Genomic DNA, 17,061 nt, shown 5'->3' with positions numbered 1-17,061 from the left:
CCGTCTCAGCAGTCGTGCTCGCGCAGCCAGTCGAGGTAGCCCGGCAGCCCGTCGGCGAGCGTGCGCGTCGGCGCGTAGCCGAAGTCGCGCGCGGCGCCGGTCATGTCGAAGCGGCCGAGGCGGTGGAGGTCGAGGTCGCCGGGGCCGATCTCGATCCGCGCGCCCGGGACGAGCGCCCGCACCTGCTCGGCGACCTCGCCGAGCGTCGGCAGCTCGGGACCGGTGACGTTGTAGGCCGGCTGGCGCGCCTCCGCCGCCAGCGTCGCGAGCACGGTCGCGTCGGCGACGTCCTCGACGTGCACGAGCGGCAGCGGGTGGTCGGCGCCGCTGGGGAGCGCGTACCGCTCCCCGCGCAGCGCCGCCCGCAGCATGTCGCGCACGTACTCCTGCATCCGGTTGCCGGGCCCGTAGACCCACGTGACGCGCAGCGAGTAGACCTCGACGCCGTAGAGGTCCCTGTAGACGGGGCCGAGCAGGTCGGTCGCGACCTTCGTCACGCCGTAGGGCGAGATCGGCCGCAGCGGCAGGTCCTCGGTCACGTCGCCGTCGACGTGGCCGTAGACCGACGAGCTGGAGAAGTTGACGACGCGCGGCACCTGCGCGATCCGCGCCGCCTCCAGTAGCGCGACGGTGCCGGCGACGTTCGCCTCGAAGGTCCCCAGCGGCATGTACAGCGACACGCCCGGATGGGAGATCGCCGCGGTGTGGACGATCCGGCCCACGCCGTGCGCGCGGATCACGTCGAGCAGGCGCGGGACGTCGGTGAGCTCGCCGTGCTCGGCGACGACGCCGTCGCGCCCCTCCCAGGGGTCGCGGTCGTAGCTGACGACGGGGATGCCGCGGGCGGCCAGCCGGTCGAGCACCCGCCCGCCGACGTACCCGCGGCCCCCGGTCACCATCACGACCGGTTCGGTGACCATCTTCTCCATGCGCAGACCTTACTAACAAACGTTAGGTAGTTACAACTCACGGCGTGATCGCGGCCAGGCGCGAGACCTGGTCGTCGTAGTACTCCCACCCCTGCAGCGATCTGCTCGCGACGACGATGTGGTTCTTCGCGAACACCTGGATGTAGGGCGCATCCTCGATCAGCTTCTGGTCGATCTCGCGGTAGAGCGCCGCGCGCCGCTCCGTGTCGACCTCGCCGCGCGCCCGCTCCAGCAGCCTGTCGACCGCTCTGTCGCAGTAGCGGACCCAGTTGAAGGAGTCGCCGCAGGTCGCCTGGTAGCCGAGCAGGTAGCCGGGGTCGTTGATCGTCGGGCCGTCGTCGGCGATGAACAGCTGCGACTTGTGGTTGTAGACGCGATCGGTGTACGCGGCCGCGCCGAGCGTCGAGATCCGCAGCGTCACGCCGACCTCTCTGAAGGCGTCCTGCATTACCGTCGCGACCTCCTGGTGGATCGACTGGCCGCTCTGCACGTCGAGCGTCAGCGTCGCCCCCTGCGCGCCGGCCTCCGCGAGCAGCGCTCTCGCCCGCTCCGGGTCGTGGCCGAGCCCGTCGAGGTCGGGGTAGAACGGCATCGCCGGCGGGATCGGCCCGGCGAACAGCTCGGCCTGGCCGTAGCCGAACGCCTGCAGCACCTCGTCGGCCGGGAAGGCGAGCGAGAGCGCCTGGCGGACGCGCGCGTCGTCGAGCGGCGGCACGTCGTTGTTGAGGCCGACGAACGTCACGAACTGGCTCGGATGGGAGAGGATCTGATTGGTCGCCTCCAGCGATCTGAGCACCTTCAGCGGCACCCCGCTGGCCATGTCGACCTCGCCCGAGCGCACGAGCAGCTCCAGCGACGAGGGATCGGTGACGATGCGGATCGAGACCCCGGCGTTTCTCGGCGCCCCGCCCCAGTAGTCGTCGCGCGCCTCCAGCGTCACCTCCGAGTCGGGGCGATAGGTCGAGATCGTGTACGGGCCCGAGCCGGCGGCGTGCGAAGCGAGCCAGGCGTCGCCCCTTCTGCCGAGCCCGCCGTGCTCGCCCAGCAGTCTGCTGTCGATCACCGAGGCGGCGCGCGAGCCGATGCTCTGGAGGAAGATCGGATCCGATCTCGCCAGCGTCACGCGGACGGTTCTTCCGTCGAGCGCGGCGACGTCGGTGATGTTGCCCGACAGCCCCGCCGTCACGACGTACTCGGCGCACGCTCTCTTGTCGATCGCGCGGCGGAGGCTGAAGACGACGTCCCTCGCCGTGACCGGGTTGCCGCTCGCGAAGGTCGCGTCGTCGCGCAGGTGGAAGGTCCACACCGTCTTGTCGGCGTTCGATCTCCAGCGCTCGGCCAGCATCGGCTCGGCGCCGGCGTCGTCGCCGGTCGAGCCGCCGGCCGGCATCGCGACGAGCTGGTCGTAGGTCGCCCGGATCAGCGTGTAGCCGAACGGCTCGCACGAGAAGGCCGGGTCGATCGTCGAGATCCCGTAGTTGAACGCGACGCGGAGGGTCTTGCGCTCGCCCGCGGCGCCGTCGGCGGCCCCGCCGCCGGTGCCGCCGGCCGCGCCGCCGCCGCCGCATCCCACGACGGCGCCGGCCGCCGCCACCGTCGCCAGCCATGCCGAGACCATGCGGCCCCGCCGCCTCGTGTGACCCATCGTCGCTCCTTCCGCAAGGGGTTGCGCGCTACGAACTAACGATTGTTAGTCTTGCGCTTCCTGTCGTCCGCCGTCAAGCGAATTGCGCGACGGCGCCATCTCAGAGGAGAGACCGATGGACGCCAAGCAGCTGGTGCGCGAGTACGTCGAGCGCGTCTGGAACGGCGGCGAGCTCGCCGCCGTCGACGAGCTCGTCGCCGAGGACTACGCCGCCCACGACCCCGTCGACAGCGAGCCGGTGCGGGGCCGCGAGATGCTCAAGGAGACGGTCGCGAACTACCGCCGGGCCTTCCCCGACCTCGTCAACACGATCCACGAGCAGATCGCCGAGGGCGACCTCGTCGCGACGCGCTGGTCGTCGACCGGCACCCACCAGGGCCCGGCGTTCGGGTTGGAGGCGACCGGCAACCGGCGCGACGTGACCGGCATCATGATCATCCGCCTCGACGACGGCCGCGTCGCGGAGGAGTGGCACAACTGGGACGCGCTCGGGCTGCTGCGGCAGCTCGGCGGCATCCCCGGCTGACGGCCGCGACGAGGTGAGCACGACACCGTCGCGGCTCCCGGCCGGCGCCGTCGCGCGCACCCGCGAGGCGGCGCCGTGGGGCGCGCTCCTGCTCGTCGCCGGCGCGGCGGCGTACGCATCGCAGCCGACGCTCGGGAAGATCGCCTACGACCACGGCGCCGACACGGTCGGCCTGCTGACGGTCCGCTTCGGCGCCGCCGCGCTGCTGCTGCTGGCGGCGCTCGCGCCGTCGCTGCTGCGCCGCGAGCGGCTGCTGCCGCGCGGCGGCGCCGGGCTCGTCGCGCTCGCGACCGTCGTCTACGTCGGCCAGTCCTACACGTTCTTCGAGTCGCTCGCGCGGATGGACGCCGCGCCGACGATCCTCGTGCTCTACCTCTACCCCCTGTTCGTCGCCGCCGGCAGCGCGCTGGTGCTGCGCCGGCCGCTGACGCGCCGGCAGGCGCTGCTGCTGCCGGTCACGCTGCTCGGCGTCGCGCTGAGCGTCGGCGTGACGGGGCGGGTCACCGCCGACGGCGTCGCCTTCGGGCTCGCCTCGGCGCTCTTCTACGCCGTCTTCTTCCTGCTCTCCAAGGCGGTGCTCGACCGCGGCGGCGAGCCGCTGCGGATGACGACGGCCGTCTACGCCGGGACGGCCGTCGCCTACCTCGCGATGGCGCTCGGCGGCGGCGCCGCGATCCCCCACGGCGCCGCCGGCTGGAGCGCGGTCGGCGTGACCGTGGTCGTCGGCACGATCGCCTCCGCGGTGCTCGTCCTGCTCGGCCTGCGCCGGCTGCCGGCGCCGACCGCCTCGATGCTGATGCTGACCGAGCCGGTCGCCGCGATCGCGCTGGCGGCGGTCGCGCTCGGCGAGCCGATCGGCGCGCTGCAGGCGCTCGGCGCCGCGATCGTCGTCGGCTCGCTGCTGCTGCTGACGCGGTCGGGCCCCGCTCGCCCTCCGGCGTAGCGGCGGGGCGGGTCTCTGGACAACGGGCGATGGCCGGCGTACGGTGGCGACTCGATCCTGGAGGACCGAGAGCCCCGCGCAGGAGAGCCGCCTTGCCCACCGCCACACCGCGCACCGTCGACGAGGTGCTGCGCATCAGCGCGCAGCGCGATCCGGACCGCACCGCCCTCCGCTTCCGGGAGCGCCGCTGGTCCTACCGCGAGCTCGACCTCGCCGTCGACCGCGTCGCGGCGCGGCTGCGCGAGCGCGGGCTGCGGCCCGGCGACCGGGTCGCCGCCTTCGGGCGCAACTCCGACGCCTACCTCGTGCTGTTCCTCGCCTGCTCGCGCGCCGGGCTGGTGCACGTGCCGGTCAACTACAACGCGCGCGCCGCCGAGGTCGGCCACATGCTGTCGCAGTCGGGCAGCGGCGCGCTGTTCGCCGACCCGTCGTGCCTCGCCGCCGCCGGGCTCGACGGCGGCGGCGGCCGCGGCCCCGGTGCCGGCCCCGGCCCCGGCGTGCGCGGGACGCTGCGCGAGGGCGCCGGCGACGACGTGCTGGCATGGGCGGCGAGCGGCCCCGTCGAGCCGCTGCGCAGCGCCGCCGAGCCGGACGGGCTCGCGCAGCTGCTGTACACCTCGGGCACGACCTCGGCGCCGAAGGGGGCGATGCTCAGCCACCGCGCGCTGCTCGACGAGTACGCGACCTGCGTCGACACGCTCGACCTCGCCCGCGACGACGTGCCGCTCCACGCGCTGCCGCTCTACCACTCCGCGCAGATGCACGTCTTCCTGCTGCCGTACCTGGCGGTCGGCGCGACCAACCACCTCGTCGACGGCGCCGACGCGGGCGACCTGCTGCGGCGCGTCGAGGCCGACGGCGCGACGAGCTTCTTCGCGCCGCCGACGGTGTGGATCGACATCGAGCGCCACCCCGACTTCGCGCGCCGCGACCTGTCGACGCTGCGCAAGGCCTACTACGGCGCGGCGGCGATGCCCGTCGCGGTGCTGGCGCGGCTGCGCGAGACGCTGCCGCGCGTCGGCTTCTACAACATCTTCGGCCAGACCGAGGCCGGCCCGCTGACCGCCGTGCTGCGACCCGAGGAGCACCGCGAGCGGCCGGCGTCGGTCGGCCTGCCGGTCCCGCGCGTCCAGCTGCGGGTCGTCGACGCGCAGATGAACGACGTCGCCGCCGGCGAGCGGGGCGAGGTCGTCTACCGCTCCTCGCAGCTCTGCTCCGGCTACTGGCGGATGCCCGACGAGACCGAGGCTGCGTTCGCCGGCGGCTGGTTCCACTCGGGCGACCTCGCCTACCGCGACGAGGAGGGCTACCTCTACGTCGTCGACCGCATCAAGGACGTCATCAACAGCGGCGGCGTGCTGATCGCCTCGCGCGAGGTCGAGGAGGCGCTCTACTCGCATCCGGCCGTCGCGGAGGCGGCGGTGATCGCGACGCCGCACCCGCGCTGGGTCGAGGCGGTCACGGCCGTCGTCGTCGCGCGCGGCGAGGCCTCTGCGCACGAGCTGATCGAGCACGTGCGCGCCCGCCTCTCGCCGCAGAAGGCGCCGAAGGCCGTCCACTTCGTCGAGCGGCTGCCGCGCAACCCGTCCGGCAAGGTGCTCAAGCGCGAGCTGCGCGAGCGGTTCGGCGGCGTCGCCTCGGCGGTCGCCTGCGCGCAGCGCGTCTGAGCCGCCGCCGTCCGGCCGGGCGGCGCGCGTCCATCCGCCGCGGCAGCCGATCTGCCGCCGCGCGACCGAGAGGTCCGGCGAACCCGCTTCCGCTTGCCTCGCACTACTAACAAACGTTAGTCTGTCGCCATGGAAACCGACCTCTCGCCCGCCGCTGAGGCCGTGGCGTCCGAGCGTGCGCTCGACGCGCTGCTGGCGCCGCGCTCGGTCGCCGTCTTCGGCGCCTCCGACCGCACCGAGCTGCACCGGGTGACGCTCGCGAACGTGAGCGCCGGGGAGACGACGGTCGTCGGCGTCAACCCCAACCGCCGCGAGGCGCTCGGCGTCCCCTGCGTGCCCTCCGCCGGCGCGCTGCCGTTCGCGCCCGACCTCGCCGTCCTGCTCGTCGGCGACGGCGCGCTGGAGCCGACGCTCGCCGACGCGCTCGGCGCCGGCATCCGCGCCTTCGTCGTCCCCGGCCTCGGCAACGACGCCGGCCCCGACGGCCCGGCGCTCGCCGAGCGCCTCGGCGCCGCCGTCCGCGGCGCCGGCGGCACGCTGCTGGGCCCCAACTGCATGGGCGCCGCCGTCCCGGGCGGCTGCTCGCCGTGGGTCGGGACGCTGCCGCCGAGCCTGCAGCGCGGGACGGTCGCGGTCGCCACGCAGTCGGGCGCGATCGGCGAGGCGCTGACCGGCCTCGGCCCGCGCCTGCCGCTGCGCTGCGTCGTCTCGCTCGGCTACGAGAGCGGGCTCGACACGGCCGACCTCTGCCGCCACTTCGCCGCCGAGGAGGAGACGCGCGCCGTCGGCCTCTTCCTCGAGACCGTCCGCCGCCCGGCCGAGCTGCGCGCCGGGCTCGAGCTGCTCGCCGCCTCCGGCAAGCCGGTCGTCTGCCTGAAGGTCGGCCGCTCGCCGGCCGCCGCCCGCGCCGCCCGCGCGCACACCGGCGCCGACGTCGGCTCCGACGGCGGCTTCGCCGCGCTCGCGCGCGCGACCGGCACGCTGCTCGCCGACTCCTACGGCGACTTCGTCGAGATGCTCGACCTGCTGTCGCGCAGACGGCGCCCGCGCGGTTACCGGATCGGGGCGGTGACGCTGTCGGGCGGCGAGGCGGCGCTGCTCGCCGACGGCGCGCAGGCCGCCGGCATCCCCTTCCCGCCGACGCCGCCCGAGCTGGCCGAGGCGCTCGCCGCCGTCGCGCCGTCGGCGGCGCACTCGCCCAACCCGCTCGACGGCTGGGTCGTCGCCGAGACGGAGGCGACCTACCGCCGCATCTTCGCGACGATGGCGGCCTCCGGCCAGTTCGACGTGCTGCTCGCCCAGCTCGACATGACGCCCCACATCGGCGCGCTCGAGCAGGACAACGCGCTGACGATCGTGCGGGCGCTGCTGGCCGCGACGCCGCCCGACGGCCCGCTGCCGGTCGTCCTCTCCCAGCAGGGCGAGGCGCCGCCGCCGGCGGTCGCCGCGGTGCTCGACGCCGCCGACGTCCCGGTGCTGCGCAACGGCGTCAGCGGCCTGCGCGCGCTCGCCGCCGTCGGCGGCTGGTCGCCGCCGCGCGCGCCCGGCCCCGGCGCCTCCCGCGCGCCCGCGACCGCCGCCGCTCCGCCGCTGGGGGAGCTCGCGGCGCTCGCCGGCGCGCTGACGACCGAGGAGGGGCAGGCGCTGCTCGCCCGCTACGGCCTCCGCGCCGCCGACGCGCGCGAGGGCCGCGACGGCGTCCACGTCGCGCTGCTGCCCGACCGCGCCTACGGGCCGGTGCTCGCGCTGCGCGCCTGCGGCGCGACCGCCGCGCCGCTCCACGTGCTGGCGCCGCTCGACCGCCTCGCGGCGCAGGAGGCGCTGCTCGACGCCGGGCTGCAGCGGTCCGCCCGCGGGCCGCTCGCCGACGCGCTGACGGCGCTGGCGCGGCTCGCGTTCGAGCAGCCGCGCGTCCACGCCTTCGAGGTCGCGCTGCTCGGCGACGGGCCCGACGCCCGCGCGGTCGCCTCGTCCGTCACCCTCACTGCACCATGGGAGCGCGACCGCCGCGACGGCGCCGCCCCTGCCCCGGCCTGACCGCCGGGCGCCGAACAGGAACGAATCGAAAGGACGCGAGATGGAGAGAGGCGACGACGGCGCGCTGCTGTCATGGTTCGAGCTCGACGAGCGGCTGCGCACCGGCGCGCCGCTGATCCTCTCGGTCGGCTCGTTCGAGCAGCACGGGCCGCACCTGCCGCTGGCGACCGACGCGATCGTCGTCGAGGCGCTCGCGCGCGCGGTCGCCGCGCGGACCGGCGGGATCGTGCTGCCGACGCTGCCCTACGGGGCGCCGTCGCGCCCGCGCTCCGGCGGCGGGCCGCGCTTCGCCGCGCCGGCGCTGCGGCTGGGAACGCTGCTCGACAGCGTCGAGCAGCTCGCCGCCGGCGCGGTCGCCGCCGGCGCGCGGGCGCTCGTCGTGCTGTCGTGGCACTGGGAGAACGCGGCCGTGCTGTGGGACGCGCTCGACGCGGCGCTGTGCGGGACCGCCGCTCGCGCCCTGCTGTTCGACGCGCCGTGGGACTACCTCGCGCCGGCCGACGTCGAGGCGCTCTTCCCGGGCGAGGAGCCGGCGTGGGCCTCCGACCACGCGGGGCGGCTCGAGACCGCCGTCATGCGCCACGTCGCGCCGGAGCTGGTCGGCGAGCCGCCGGCGCCGGTCCCGTTCGCGCCGCGCGACGGCTACGACGTGCTGCCGACGCCGGAGGACGCCGTCCCGGCGACCGGCGTCGTGCTCGACGCGCGCGCGGTGACGGCCGCGGTCGGCGAGCGCTGCTTCGCCGCGATGGTCGACGGCATCGTGCGCGGCATCGCCGCCGAGGAGGCGGCGCCCGGGCCGTGGTCGTGACCCGGGCGCCGCGCCGCGGACGGTCCCCTCAGGGGTAGAGGCCGCGCGCGAGGTGGGCGTCGGCGACGCGCCGCACCGCGAGGCAGAGCGCCGCCCGCCGCAGCGAGACGTCGTATTCGAGCGCGAGCGCGCGCACCTGACCGAAGGCGGCCGCCATGCGTCCCTCCAGCCGCGTCGCGACCTCCTCGTCGCTCCACGGCATCGCCTGCAGCGCCTGCACCCACTCGTAGTAGCTGACGACGACGCCGCCGGCGTTGGCGAGGATGTCGGGCACGACCGTCACGCCCGACGCCGCGAGCAGCTCGTCGGCCAGCTCGGTCGTCGGGCCGTTGGCGCCCTCGACGACGATCCGCGCCCGCACGCGCTCGGCGTTGTGCTCGTCGAGCACGCCGCTGACCGCGCACGGGACGAGCACGTCGCAATCGGCCTCCAGCAGCGCGTCGCGCGGCATCGGCTCGCCGAACGGGACCTCCGCGAGCGGCGTCCCGGCGTCGAGCTCGGCGCCGATCGCCGCGATCGGCAGGCCGTCGGCGGCGTAGCGGGCGCCGGCCACGTCGGCGATCCCGACGACCGCGATCTCCGGGTCGTCGGCGAGCAGCTCGGCGACCAGCCGCCCGACGTTGCCGTACCCGCTGACGGCGACCCGCACCGGCCCGCGCAGCCCGGCGATGCGGACGGCCTCGCGCAGGCAGACGACGACCCCGGAGGCGGTCGCCGCCCGCCGCGGCCCGGAGCCGCCGACGATCACCGGCTTGCCGGTCACCGACGCGCCGACCGGGTGGCCGGCGACGCTCGAGTACGTGTCCATGATCCACGCCATCTCGCGCTCGCCGGTGTTCATGTCGGGCGCGAGGATGTCCCTGTCGGGACCGATCAGCGGCGCGATCTCGCTGGCGTAGCGGCGCGTCATCCGCTCCCGCTCCCCGAGCGACAGCTCGGCCGGGTCGCAGACGATCGCGCCCTTCCCGCCGCCGTAGGGGATGTCGACGACCGCGCACTTCCAGGTCATCCACATCGCCAGCGCCTTGACCTCCTCGACCGTGACGTCGGGGTGGTACCGCAGGCCGCCCTTCGCCGGGCCGCGCGTCGTGCTGTGCTGCACGCGGACGCCGAGGAAGGTGCGAACGGTCCCGTCGTCGCAGCGGATCGGCACGGCGACCTCGATCGTGCGGCGCGGGACGGCCAGCATCCGGTGCAGGCCGTCGTCGAGCGCGAGCGTCTCCGCCGCCCGCTCGAGCTGACGCCGCGCCTCCCGCCAGGGAGACGCGACGGGGGTGCCCGTGAGCGTCATCGGATCAGCGGAAGACCGCGTCGAGGTCCTTGCGGCCGAATACCGGTCTGCGGTCGAGGATCCGGTCGCCGACGACCGACAGGATCGCGTGCGCCGCGTAGCGCGCCGTGCGCCCGCCGCCGACGTCGTACTGCGGCAGCATCTCGCAGACGTCGAAGGCGCCGAGCAGGTCGCACTCGGGCAGCGCCTCCAGCGCCGACAGCACCTCGCCGGCGGTCAGGCCGTCGTCGACGATGCTGTGGGTGCCGGGCGCGAACGCGCCGTCGGTGCAGTCGATGTCGAAGGTGACGTAGACGGCGTCGGCGCCCTCGCTGGCGATCTCGAGCGCCTCGCGCAGCGTCTCGCGCGGGCCGCGGCGCCGGATCGAGTCGGTCGTGTAGGCGGCGAAGCCGCGGTCGCGGCAGAGCTCGATCTGGTCGGGCTCGGCGATGTTGGCCCCGTTGAGGCCCCACCAGACCATCTTCCCGACCGCCTCGTGGTCGGCGATCCGGCGCGCGAACGTGCCGTGGTTGTAGCGGCCCATGTCTCTGAACTCGTCCCACAGGTCGAAGTGGCCGTCGAGGTTGACGAAGCCGACCTTGGCGCCGGGCTTGCGCTCCTGCAGGCCGCGGACGAAGCCGAGGAACGAGGGGTACGGGACGTAGTGGTCGCCGCCGAGCACGACCGGGAACGAGCCGCGCGAGACGATCGTCGCGACGTGCGCGGCGATCGCCTCGGTCTGCGCGTGGACGTCGCCCTGGTGGAGGCGGACGTCGCCGACGTCGAACAGGCGCGGCCTGTCGGGCACGGTCCAGACGTCGCCGGTGTTGACGTTGACGTAGCCGACCGGCTCGGTCTGCAGGCCGTAGTAGCCGGCGAGGTAGAGCGAGGCGTCGCGGATCGCGCGCGGCGCGTAGCGCTGGCCGTTGCGGCCGAGCGTCCAGGAGTCGAGCGGCACGCCGAGCACGGCCGTAGAGCCCTCCGGCAGCTCCTCGGCGCCGATCGACGGTGCCCGGTAGAAGGTCGTCGGGCCGGCGTACCAGTGGACGGTGTCGCGTTGGGGCATCGTCTACTTCCAGACGAGGTCGGAGGGGACGTTGTTGAGGATCTCCGGCCCGTGCTCGGTGATCAGCACGTTGTTGCCGAGCATCATCGTCGCGCCGTCAGCGTAGGAGAGGCCGGGCTCCATCGTGATCACCATGCCGGGCTCGAGCACGTGGTCGTCGCCCTTCATCAGCGAGAGGCCGCCGATCCAGATCGGCGGATAGGCGATCTCCATGCTGAAGCCGAAGCGGCCCCAGGTGTTCTCCTCGTAGCCGCTGTGCAGCCGCGCGACGAGGTCGACGATCTCGCCGACGGTCGCGCCGGGGCGCATCGCGTCGGTCGCCTCGTCGAGCGCGCCCTTGACGATCTTGTACAGCTCGCGCAGTTTCTGCGTCGGCTCGCCGACGAGGACGGTGCGCGAGATGTTGCAGTGGTAGCGGCGGACGACGCCGCTGACCTCCATGTAGACGGTGTCGCCGGCGCGCAGGATCTTGCCGATCGGGGTGCCGTGGAGCGTGCCGCGGGCGTCGACGAGGAACGGATAGGCGGGGAACTCGCCGCCGTTGAGCGCGGTCGCGTGCTGGATCGCGGCCATCACCTCGCGGTCGGTGACGCCCTCGCGGATCGCGTTGATGCCGGCGGTGACGCCGAGGTCGGCGACGTGCGCGGCGCGGCGCAGGTAGTCGATCTCGGCCGGGCTCTTGACGAGGCGCAGGTCGTCGATCGCCTGCGTCACGTCGACGACCTCCGCGCCGGCGAGCGCGTCGCGCAGCTCGAAGGCGAAGCGCGGCCGCAGGTGGTAGCTCATCAGGTTGAGGCCGACGCGCGCGGCTCTGTCGAGCCCGCGCTCGCGCAGCACCTCCATCGTGCGCGCGACCTGGTCCTCGTGGGTCCACACGACGCGCATGTCCTCGACCCAGCAGGTCTCCTCGTAGAGCGCGACCTCGGCCTTGTTGCAGAGCAGCGTCGGCGGCTCGTCGTCGACGCCGACGATCAGCGACTGGTGGTAGAAGACGCTGGTCGGGTCGTAGCCCGACAGCCAGTTGTAGTGCTCGGGCTGCGTCAGGATCAGCAGGTCGACGCCGTTCTCGCGCATCCAGTCGCGGGTCTTGGCGAGGCGCTGCTGGTACTCCTCGATCCCGACGGCCATCCGCGGCGCGATGCGGGCGCCCTTCGGCAGCGAGGTCACTTCGGTCATCTCTGTTCCTCTCGTGGACTGGGTGGGGTTGGAGGCCGTGGCGCTCATCATGCGACGACGGTGCGCGACTGCTCGCGCATGAACTGGGGGACATACCAGGGGCCGAGGCCGCCCTTGCCGGTCGTGCCGCTCGACTTCCAGCCGCAGAACGACTGCGTGCCGGGCCAGGCGCCGGTCGTCGCGCCGGCGCCGCGGTTGACGTACAGGACGCCGGCCTCGATCTCGTCGAGGAAGCGGTCGACCTCACCCTGGTCCTCGGCGAAGATGCCGGCCGTGAGGCCGTAGTCGATCGCGTTCGCCTCCTCGATCGCCTCCTCCAGCGTCGCGACGCGGGTGACGGTGACGAACGGCAGGAACAGCTCCTCGCGCGTGAGGCGGTGGCCGCGCGGGAGGTCGGCGACGACGGTCGGCTCGACGTAGAAGCCGGGCAGGTCGGGGCGGCGGCCGCCGGCGACGATCCGGCCGTCGGCCTCCGCGTCGGCGACCGCGCGCGCGAATCGCTCGTAGGCGCGCTCGTTGATGACCGGGCCGAGCGAGGAGGCCGCGTCGGCGGGGTCGCCGACCGCGAAGGAGGCGGTCACCTCCGCCAGCTGCTCGACGAACTCGTCGTAGACGGCGTCGAGCACGATCGCGCGCGAGCAGGCGCTGCACTTCTGGCCCGAGAGGCCGAAGCCGGCGCGCGCGACGCCCTCGGCCGCCTTGCGCACGTCGGCGCTGGCGGTGACGATCGCGGGGTTCTTGCCGCCCATCTCGGTCAGCGCCGGGCGCGCCCAGCGGCCGCCCTGGAGCTTGGCGACGATCTCGCGGCCGACGGCGGCCGAGCCCGTGAAGGCGATGCCGTCGACGGCGGCGTCGGCGAGCGCTCTGCCGGTCTCGACGCCGCCGTGGACGAGGTTGAGCACGCCCTCCGGCAGGTGCGGCAGCGCCAGCTCGGCGAACAGGGCTCCCGTCCAGGGCGCGTCCTCGGAGGGCTTCACGACGACGGTGTTGCCCGCTACGAGCGCCGCGACCGACATGCCGATCGTGAGCGCGAAGGGGAAGTTGAACGGGCAGATGACGCCGAAGCTGCCGTAGGGGCGCAGCGTCTCGGTGTTGCGCTCGCCCTCGACGAAGCTCAGCAGCGGCGCCTCGTAGCCGGCGTTCTCCTCCATGTGGTCGCAGTAGGTGGTGATCAGGTCGATCGCCTCCTGCACCTCCGCGACCGCCTCGGCGCGGTTCTTCCCGGTCTCGAGGCTGACGCGCGCGGCAGTCTCGAGATGGCGCGCGCCGATCGCCTCGGCGATCGCCCGCAGGCGGCGGCAGCGCTCGGCGTAGGGCGTCCGGCGCCACTGCGCGCGGGCGGCGTTGGCGGCCGCGACGGCGGCGTCGACGAGCTCCGGTCCGGCGGCGTGCGCGCGGCTGGCGACCTGCTCGACGTTGGCGGGGTCGACGCGCGCGAAGACGGGGCCCTTGGCCACCTCGCGACCGGCGATCACGTGCGGGAGCGGAGCCGGCGCGGCGCTCCGCGCGGCCAGCAGCTGCCGCTCGAACTCGCCGTCCACCTCCGTTCCGAACGAGCCGCTGGTGTACGTGAATCGGGTGGCCATCAGGCGTTCCTTTCTCCCGGGCGGCCTCCCGCGCCGCCCGGGGTGACGATAGAACTAACGTTTGTTAGTTCTACTGGACGAGGCCGGTCGCCGTCAAGCGCTCGCGGCCCGCCCTCAGCGGTCGGGCGGCGCGACCCGCGGCGGGCCGGCCGCGACGCGGCGCCGCAGCTCCTCGACGGTGCCCCGCCGCCCCTCGACGATCTCCAGCCACCACGTCGCGCCGGCGCGCGCGTACGGGGCGGCGATCGCGGCGGCCGCCCTCCGGTCGGCCGGGGTCACCCCCGCGGTGACGACCTCGAAGCCGTCGAGGCCCCCGCGCTCGGCGCGCACGACGGCCAGCAGCTCCTCCAGCTGCGCCGGGCGCAGCGGGTCGTCGAGCTCCCAGCGCGTGTTGATCGGGAAGATCCCGTCCCAGCGCGCCGCGCGGCGCAGCGGCGCGCGATGGGGATAGCGGCCGGCGATCCAGACGGGGATCCGCCCGCGCACCGGGCCCGGTCGCAGCGCGACGCCGTCGAGCGTCCAGCTGCCGTCGTGGTCGACCGGCTCCCCGCCCCACAGCGCCGCGAGCAGCTCGAGCGCCTCGTCGAGGCGCCGCGCCCGCTCGCGCGGGTCGGCGCGGTCGCCGAACGCGACGAAGTCGGTCGGCTCCCCCAGCCCGGCGCCGAGCACCAGGCGGCCCTCGGCGAGCCGGTCGAGCGCGATCGCCTGGTGCGCCAGCTCCCAGGGCCGCCGTCGCGCCAGCGGCGTGACGAGCGGCCCCAGGACCAGGCGCGTCCGGTCGGCGACGACGGCGAGCACGCTCCACGGGTCGACGCTCGGGTAGGCGCGCCCGGGCACGACCACGATGTGGTCGTAGAGGAAGAAGCCGTCCCAGCCCGCCTCCTCAGCCAGCAGCGCGAGGTCGACGAGCGTCCGCGGATCGCCGAGGCGGCCGTGGTTGGCGCAGTAGACGGCGCAGCGCATCGCGACAGCTTGCCCGACGCGGCGCCGCGCCGCCGCTACGCCGTCTCCGCCGCCGTCCGCAGCGACGCGCGCCGCGGCGAGAGGCGTCCGCCGTCGCCGATCGAGCGCGGCTCGCCGTGCAGGATCCAGTCGGCCGCCAGCTCGCCCATCACCGGCGACAGCTGGATCCCCGACCCGCCGGCGCCGCCGGCGACGATGATCGTGTCGCTGCCCGGGCTCGGGCCGACCTGCGGCACGCCGTCGGGGCTGACCGGGTAGAGGCCGGCCCAGCCGTGGGCGAGCCCCGGGTCGCCGACGCCGGGCAGGCGCGAGGCGATCTTCTCGGCGACCTCCTCGATGAAGTCCGGTCTCGCCGAGCGGGCGTAGTCGTCGGGGTCGGCGACGCCCTCGGTCGCCTCCTCGCTGTGGAGGCCGGCGATCATCTGGCCGGCGCGCTCGTGGCGGAAGTAGAGGCCGGTCTCGCCGGAGTGCGGCGTGTAGTCCATCACCGACGGCACGACGTACGGCAGCGCCTGCTCGAGGTGGACGACGATCGCCTCGTGGCGCTGCGGCGCGAGCGGCATCTCCATGCCCGCCGCGCGCGCGACGTGGTCGCCCCATGCGCCGGCGGCGTTGACGACGTAGTCGCAGCGGAACTCGCCGCGCGAGGTGCGCACGAGGTGGCCGCCGCCGGGCGGCGACTCGATCTCCTCGACCTTGTGGCGCGCGAGCAGCCTGACGCCCTGGGCCTCCAGCAGCTCGCCGAGCAGGGCGCAGTAGAGATGGCCGTCGATGAAGCCGTCGCCGGGGCCGAAGAGGCCGCCGTCGACGTCGTCGACCCGCATCTCCGGGACGAGCCTGCCGACCCCGGCGGCGTCGAGCACGCGCGCGTCGGCGACGCCGAGCGAGCGCTGGATCTCGACGCTGCGCTCGAAGCTCTCGAGCTGCTCGGCGCTGTGGGCGAGGCGCAGGTAGCCGTTGCGCGTGACGTGCAGGCCGTGGTCGCGCTCCAGGTCGGCGAAGAAGCCCATCGCGCGGACGCGCAGCTCGATGTCGAGCGGGGTGACGTACTGCGTCTCGATGATGCCGACCGAGAGGCCGGAGGAGCCGGCCGCGATGTGGTCGGCCTCCAGCACGGTCACGTCGGTGACGCCCCGCCGCGTGAGATGGACCGCGGTGGCGAGGCCGACGGCCCCGGCCCCGACGATGCACACGGAAGGCTGCTGCGACATGTCATTCACTCCTGGGTCTGCGCCAACGCGGCGCTCGATGTTCCAACCTGCCCCGCGACGCGCTCGAATGCACCCGCGACATGGTCGACGACGGCCTCGTCCATCGGGGTGGAGAGGCAGAGCAGCCCGTTGGCCGCGATCAGCACGCCCTCGCGATAGAGGCGCCACCACAGCTGCGCCGGGTCGTCGACGTGGACGCGCGCCAGCGAGCCGAGGCCGGTCACCGTCCAGCCCTGCTCGGCGAGCGCCTTGCGCAGCTGCTCGCCGAGCGCGTTGAGGCGCTCGATCTCCGCACGCGTGAGCAGCTCCATCGCGACGCGGCCGGCGCGCATCGACACCGGATTGGCCGAGAAGGTGCCGCCGTGGCCGACGGCGCCGTCGCGCGCGGGGTCGAAGGCCTCCATGATCTCGGCGCGCCCGCCGATCGCGCCGATCGGGAAGCCGCCGCCGATCACCTTGCCGAGCGTCGTGATGTCGGGCTCGCAGTCGTACAGCGACTGCAGCCCGCCGTGAGCGACGCGGAAGGTCAGCACCTCGTCCTGCAGCAGCAGGATCCCGCGTCTGGCGGTCTCGGCGCGCAGCGTGCGGACGTACTCGCGCTCGGCCGGGCGCAGGCCGGCGCGGTTGGGCATCGCGTCGAAGAGGACGCAGGCGAGGCGCTCGCCGTGCTCGTCGAGCGCGGCGAGCAGCGCCGGCAGGTCGCCGACCGGCACCTCGACGACGTCGGCCGAGACGCCGGCCGGGACGCCCGGCGCGCCGGCGGCGAGCACGACGTCTGCGCTGCCGTGGTAGGCACCGGCGAAGCGCAGCACGGCCGCTCTGCCGGTGACGGCGCGCGCGAGCCGGATCGCGACCATGACGGCCTCGGTGCCGGAGTTGGCGAAGCGCCAGCGGTCGGCGATCGCGACCCGCTCGCAGAGCAGCTCGGCGAGCTCGATCTCGTGGCGCGTCGGCATGCCGAAGGAGGCGCCCTCGGCGATCGCCGCGTTCGCCGCCGCCGCGATCTCGCGGTTGGCGTGGCCGTGGATCAGCGCGGTGTAGTTGTTCTGCAGGTCGACGAGCACGTTGCCGTCGACGTCGACGAGGCGGCAGCCGGAGCCCTTCGCGGCGTAGGGCGGATGCGGCGGGACGAACAGCGTCGTCCGGGTGTTGCCGCCGGGCAGGCTGCGAACTGCGCGCTCGTGCAGCTGGTCAGCCAGTGGCAGCGAGATGACGGATCTCGGTACGGGCATGC

At 74.6% G+C, this 17,061-nt stretch carries 14 protein-coding genes; 5 read left to right on the top strand and 9 right to left on the bottom strand.

Annotated features, from left to right (window positions below; translation table 11 throughout):
• Nucleotides 1–5: 5 nt before the first annotated feature.
• Both BDZ31_RS07975 and BDZ31_RS07970 read right to left on the bottom strand, forming a co-directional pair.
• On the bottom strand, nt 6–929 hold the full coding sequence (locus BDZ31_RS07975; protein ID WP_183340676.1) for an NAD-dependent epimerase/dehydratase family protein: 924 nt from the start codon (nt 927–929) through the stop codon (nt 6–8).
• Between the two features lie 37 nt (nt 930–966).
• Nucleotides 967–2,574, bottom strand: a complete 1,608-nt coding sequence (locus tag BDZ31_RS07970; protein ID WP_183340674.1) for an ABC transporter substrate-binding protein — start codon at nt 2,572–2,574, stop codon at nt 967–969.
• A gap of 115 nt (nt 2,575–2,689) precedes the next feature.
• Between BDZ31_RS07970 and BDZ31_RS07965 the strand changes: the two genes are divergently transcribed.
• The 5 genes from BDZ31_RS07965 to BDZ31_RS07945 all read left to right on the top strand — a co-directional run bounded on the left by BDZ31_RS07965 (nt 2,690) and on the right by BDZ31_RS07945 (nt 8,555).
• Complete coding sequence (locus BDZ31_RS07965) at nt 2,690–3,100, top strand: ester cyclase (protein WP_183340672.1); 411 nt, start codon at nt 2,690–2,692, stop codon at nt 3,098–3,100.
• Nucleotides 3,101–3,113: 13 nt separating this feature from the next.
• Entirely contained in the window at nt 3,114–4,043 is a 930-nt protein-coding gene (locus BDZ31_RS07960) for an EamA family transporter (RefSeq protein ID WP_183340670.1), read from the top strand.
• A 92-nt stretch (nt 4,044–4,135) separates the two neighbouring features.
• Entirely contained in the window at nt 4,136–5,710 is a 1,575-nt protein-coding gene (locus tag BDZ31_RS07955) for a fatty acyl-CoA synthetase (RefSeq protein WP_221242846.1), read from the top strand.
• Between the two features lie 129 nt (nt 5,711–5,839).
• Nucleotides 5,840–7,747 carry a CoA-binding protein gene (locus BDZ31_RS07950; RefSeq protein WP_183340666.1) on the top strand — a complete coding sequence of 636 codons (1,908 nt, stop codon included), beginning with the start codon at nt 5,840–5,842 and terminating at the stop codon, nt 7,745–7,747.
• A 40-nt stretch (nt 7,748–7,787) separates the two neighbouring features.
• A complete protein-coding gene (locus BDZ31_RS07945; RefSeq protein ID WP_183340664.1) occupies nt 7,788–8,555 on the top strand; it encodes a creatininase family protein in 768 nt (255 codons plus the stop codon).
• Nucleotides 8,556–8,583: 28 nt separating this feature from the next.
• Here the strand turns inward: BDZ31_RS07945 and BDZ31_RS07940 are convergent, their stop codons facing one another.
• The 7 genes from BDZ31_RS07940 to BDZ31_RS07910 all read right to left on the bottom strand — a co-directional run bounded on the left by BDZ31_RS07940 (nt 8,584) and on the right by BDZ31_RS07910 (nt 17,059).
• Complete coding sequence (locus BDZ31_RS07940; RefSeq protein WP_183340662.1) at nt 8,584–9,846, bottom strand: Glu/Leu/Phe/Val family dehydrogenase; 1,263 nt, start codon at nt 9,844–9,846, stop codon at nt 8,584–8,586.
• Nucleotides 9,847–9,850: 4 nt separating this feature from the next.
• Nucleotides 9,851–10,891 carry an agmatinase family protein gene (locus BDZ31_RS07935; protein ID WP_183340660.1) on the bottom strand — a complete coding sequence of 347 codons (1,041 nt, stop codon included), beginning with the start codon at nt 10,889–10,891 and terminating at the stop codon, nt 9,851–9,853.
• Between the two features lie 3 nt (nt 10,892–10,894).
• Nucleotides 10,895–12,067, bottom strand: a complete 1,173-nt coding sequence (locus BDZ31_RS07930; RefSeq protein WP_183340658.1) for a M24 family metallopeptidase — start codon at nt 12,065–12,067, stop codon at nt 10,895–10,897.
• Between the two features lie 47 nt (nt 12,068–12,114).
• Entirely contained in the window at nt 12,115–13,653 is a 1,539-nt protein-coding gene (locus BDZ31_RS07925; RefSeq protein WP_183340656.1) for an aldehyde dehydrogenase family protein, read from the bottom strand.
• Between the two features lie 114 nt (nt 13,654–13,767).
• Complete coding sequence (locus BDZ31_RS07920; RefSeq protein ID WP_183340654.1) at nt 13,768–14,616, bottom strand: LLM class flavin-dependent oxidoreductase; 849 nt, start codon at nt 14,614–14,616, stop codon at nt 13,768–13,770.
• A 35-nt stretch (nt 14,617–14,651) separates the two neighbouring features.
• Nucleotides 14,652–15,827 (bottom strand): NAD(P)/FAD-dependent oxidoreductase, encoded by a 1,176-nt coding sequence (locus BDZ31_RS07915; protein WP_183340652.1) that lies wholly within the window; start codon nt 15,825–15,827, stop codon nt 14,652–14,654.
• 5 nt (nt 15,828–15,832) lie between these two features.
• Nucleotides 15,833–17,059 carry an aspartate aminotransferase family protein gene (locus BDZ31_RS07910; protein WP_183340650.1) on the bottom strand — a complete coding sequence of 409 codons (1,227 nt, stop codon included), beginning with the start codon at nt 17,057–17,059 and terminating at the stop codon, nt 15,833–15,835.
• Between the last annotated feature and the right edge of the window lie 2 nt (nt 17,060–17,061).

Origin of the sequence: Conexibacter arvalis (assembly GCF_014199525.1) — a bacterium.
GTDB lineage: Bacteria > Actinomycetota > Thermoleophilia > Solirubrobacterales > Solirubrobacteraceae > Conexibacter > Conexibacter arvalis.
Note: the sequence above shows the minus strand (reverse complement) of the source record. Positions and strands in the feature narration are given on the sequence as shown.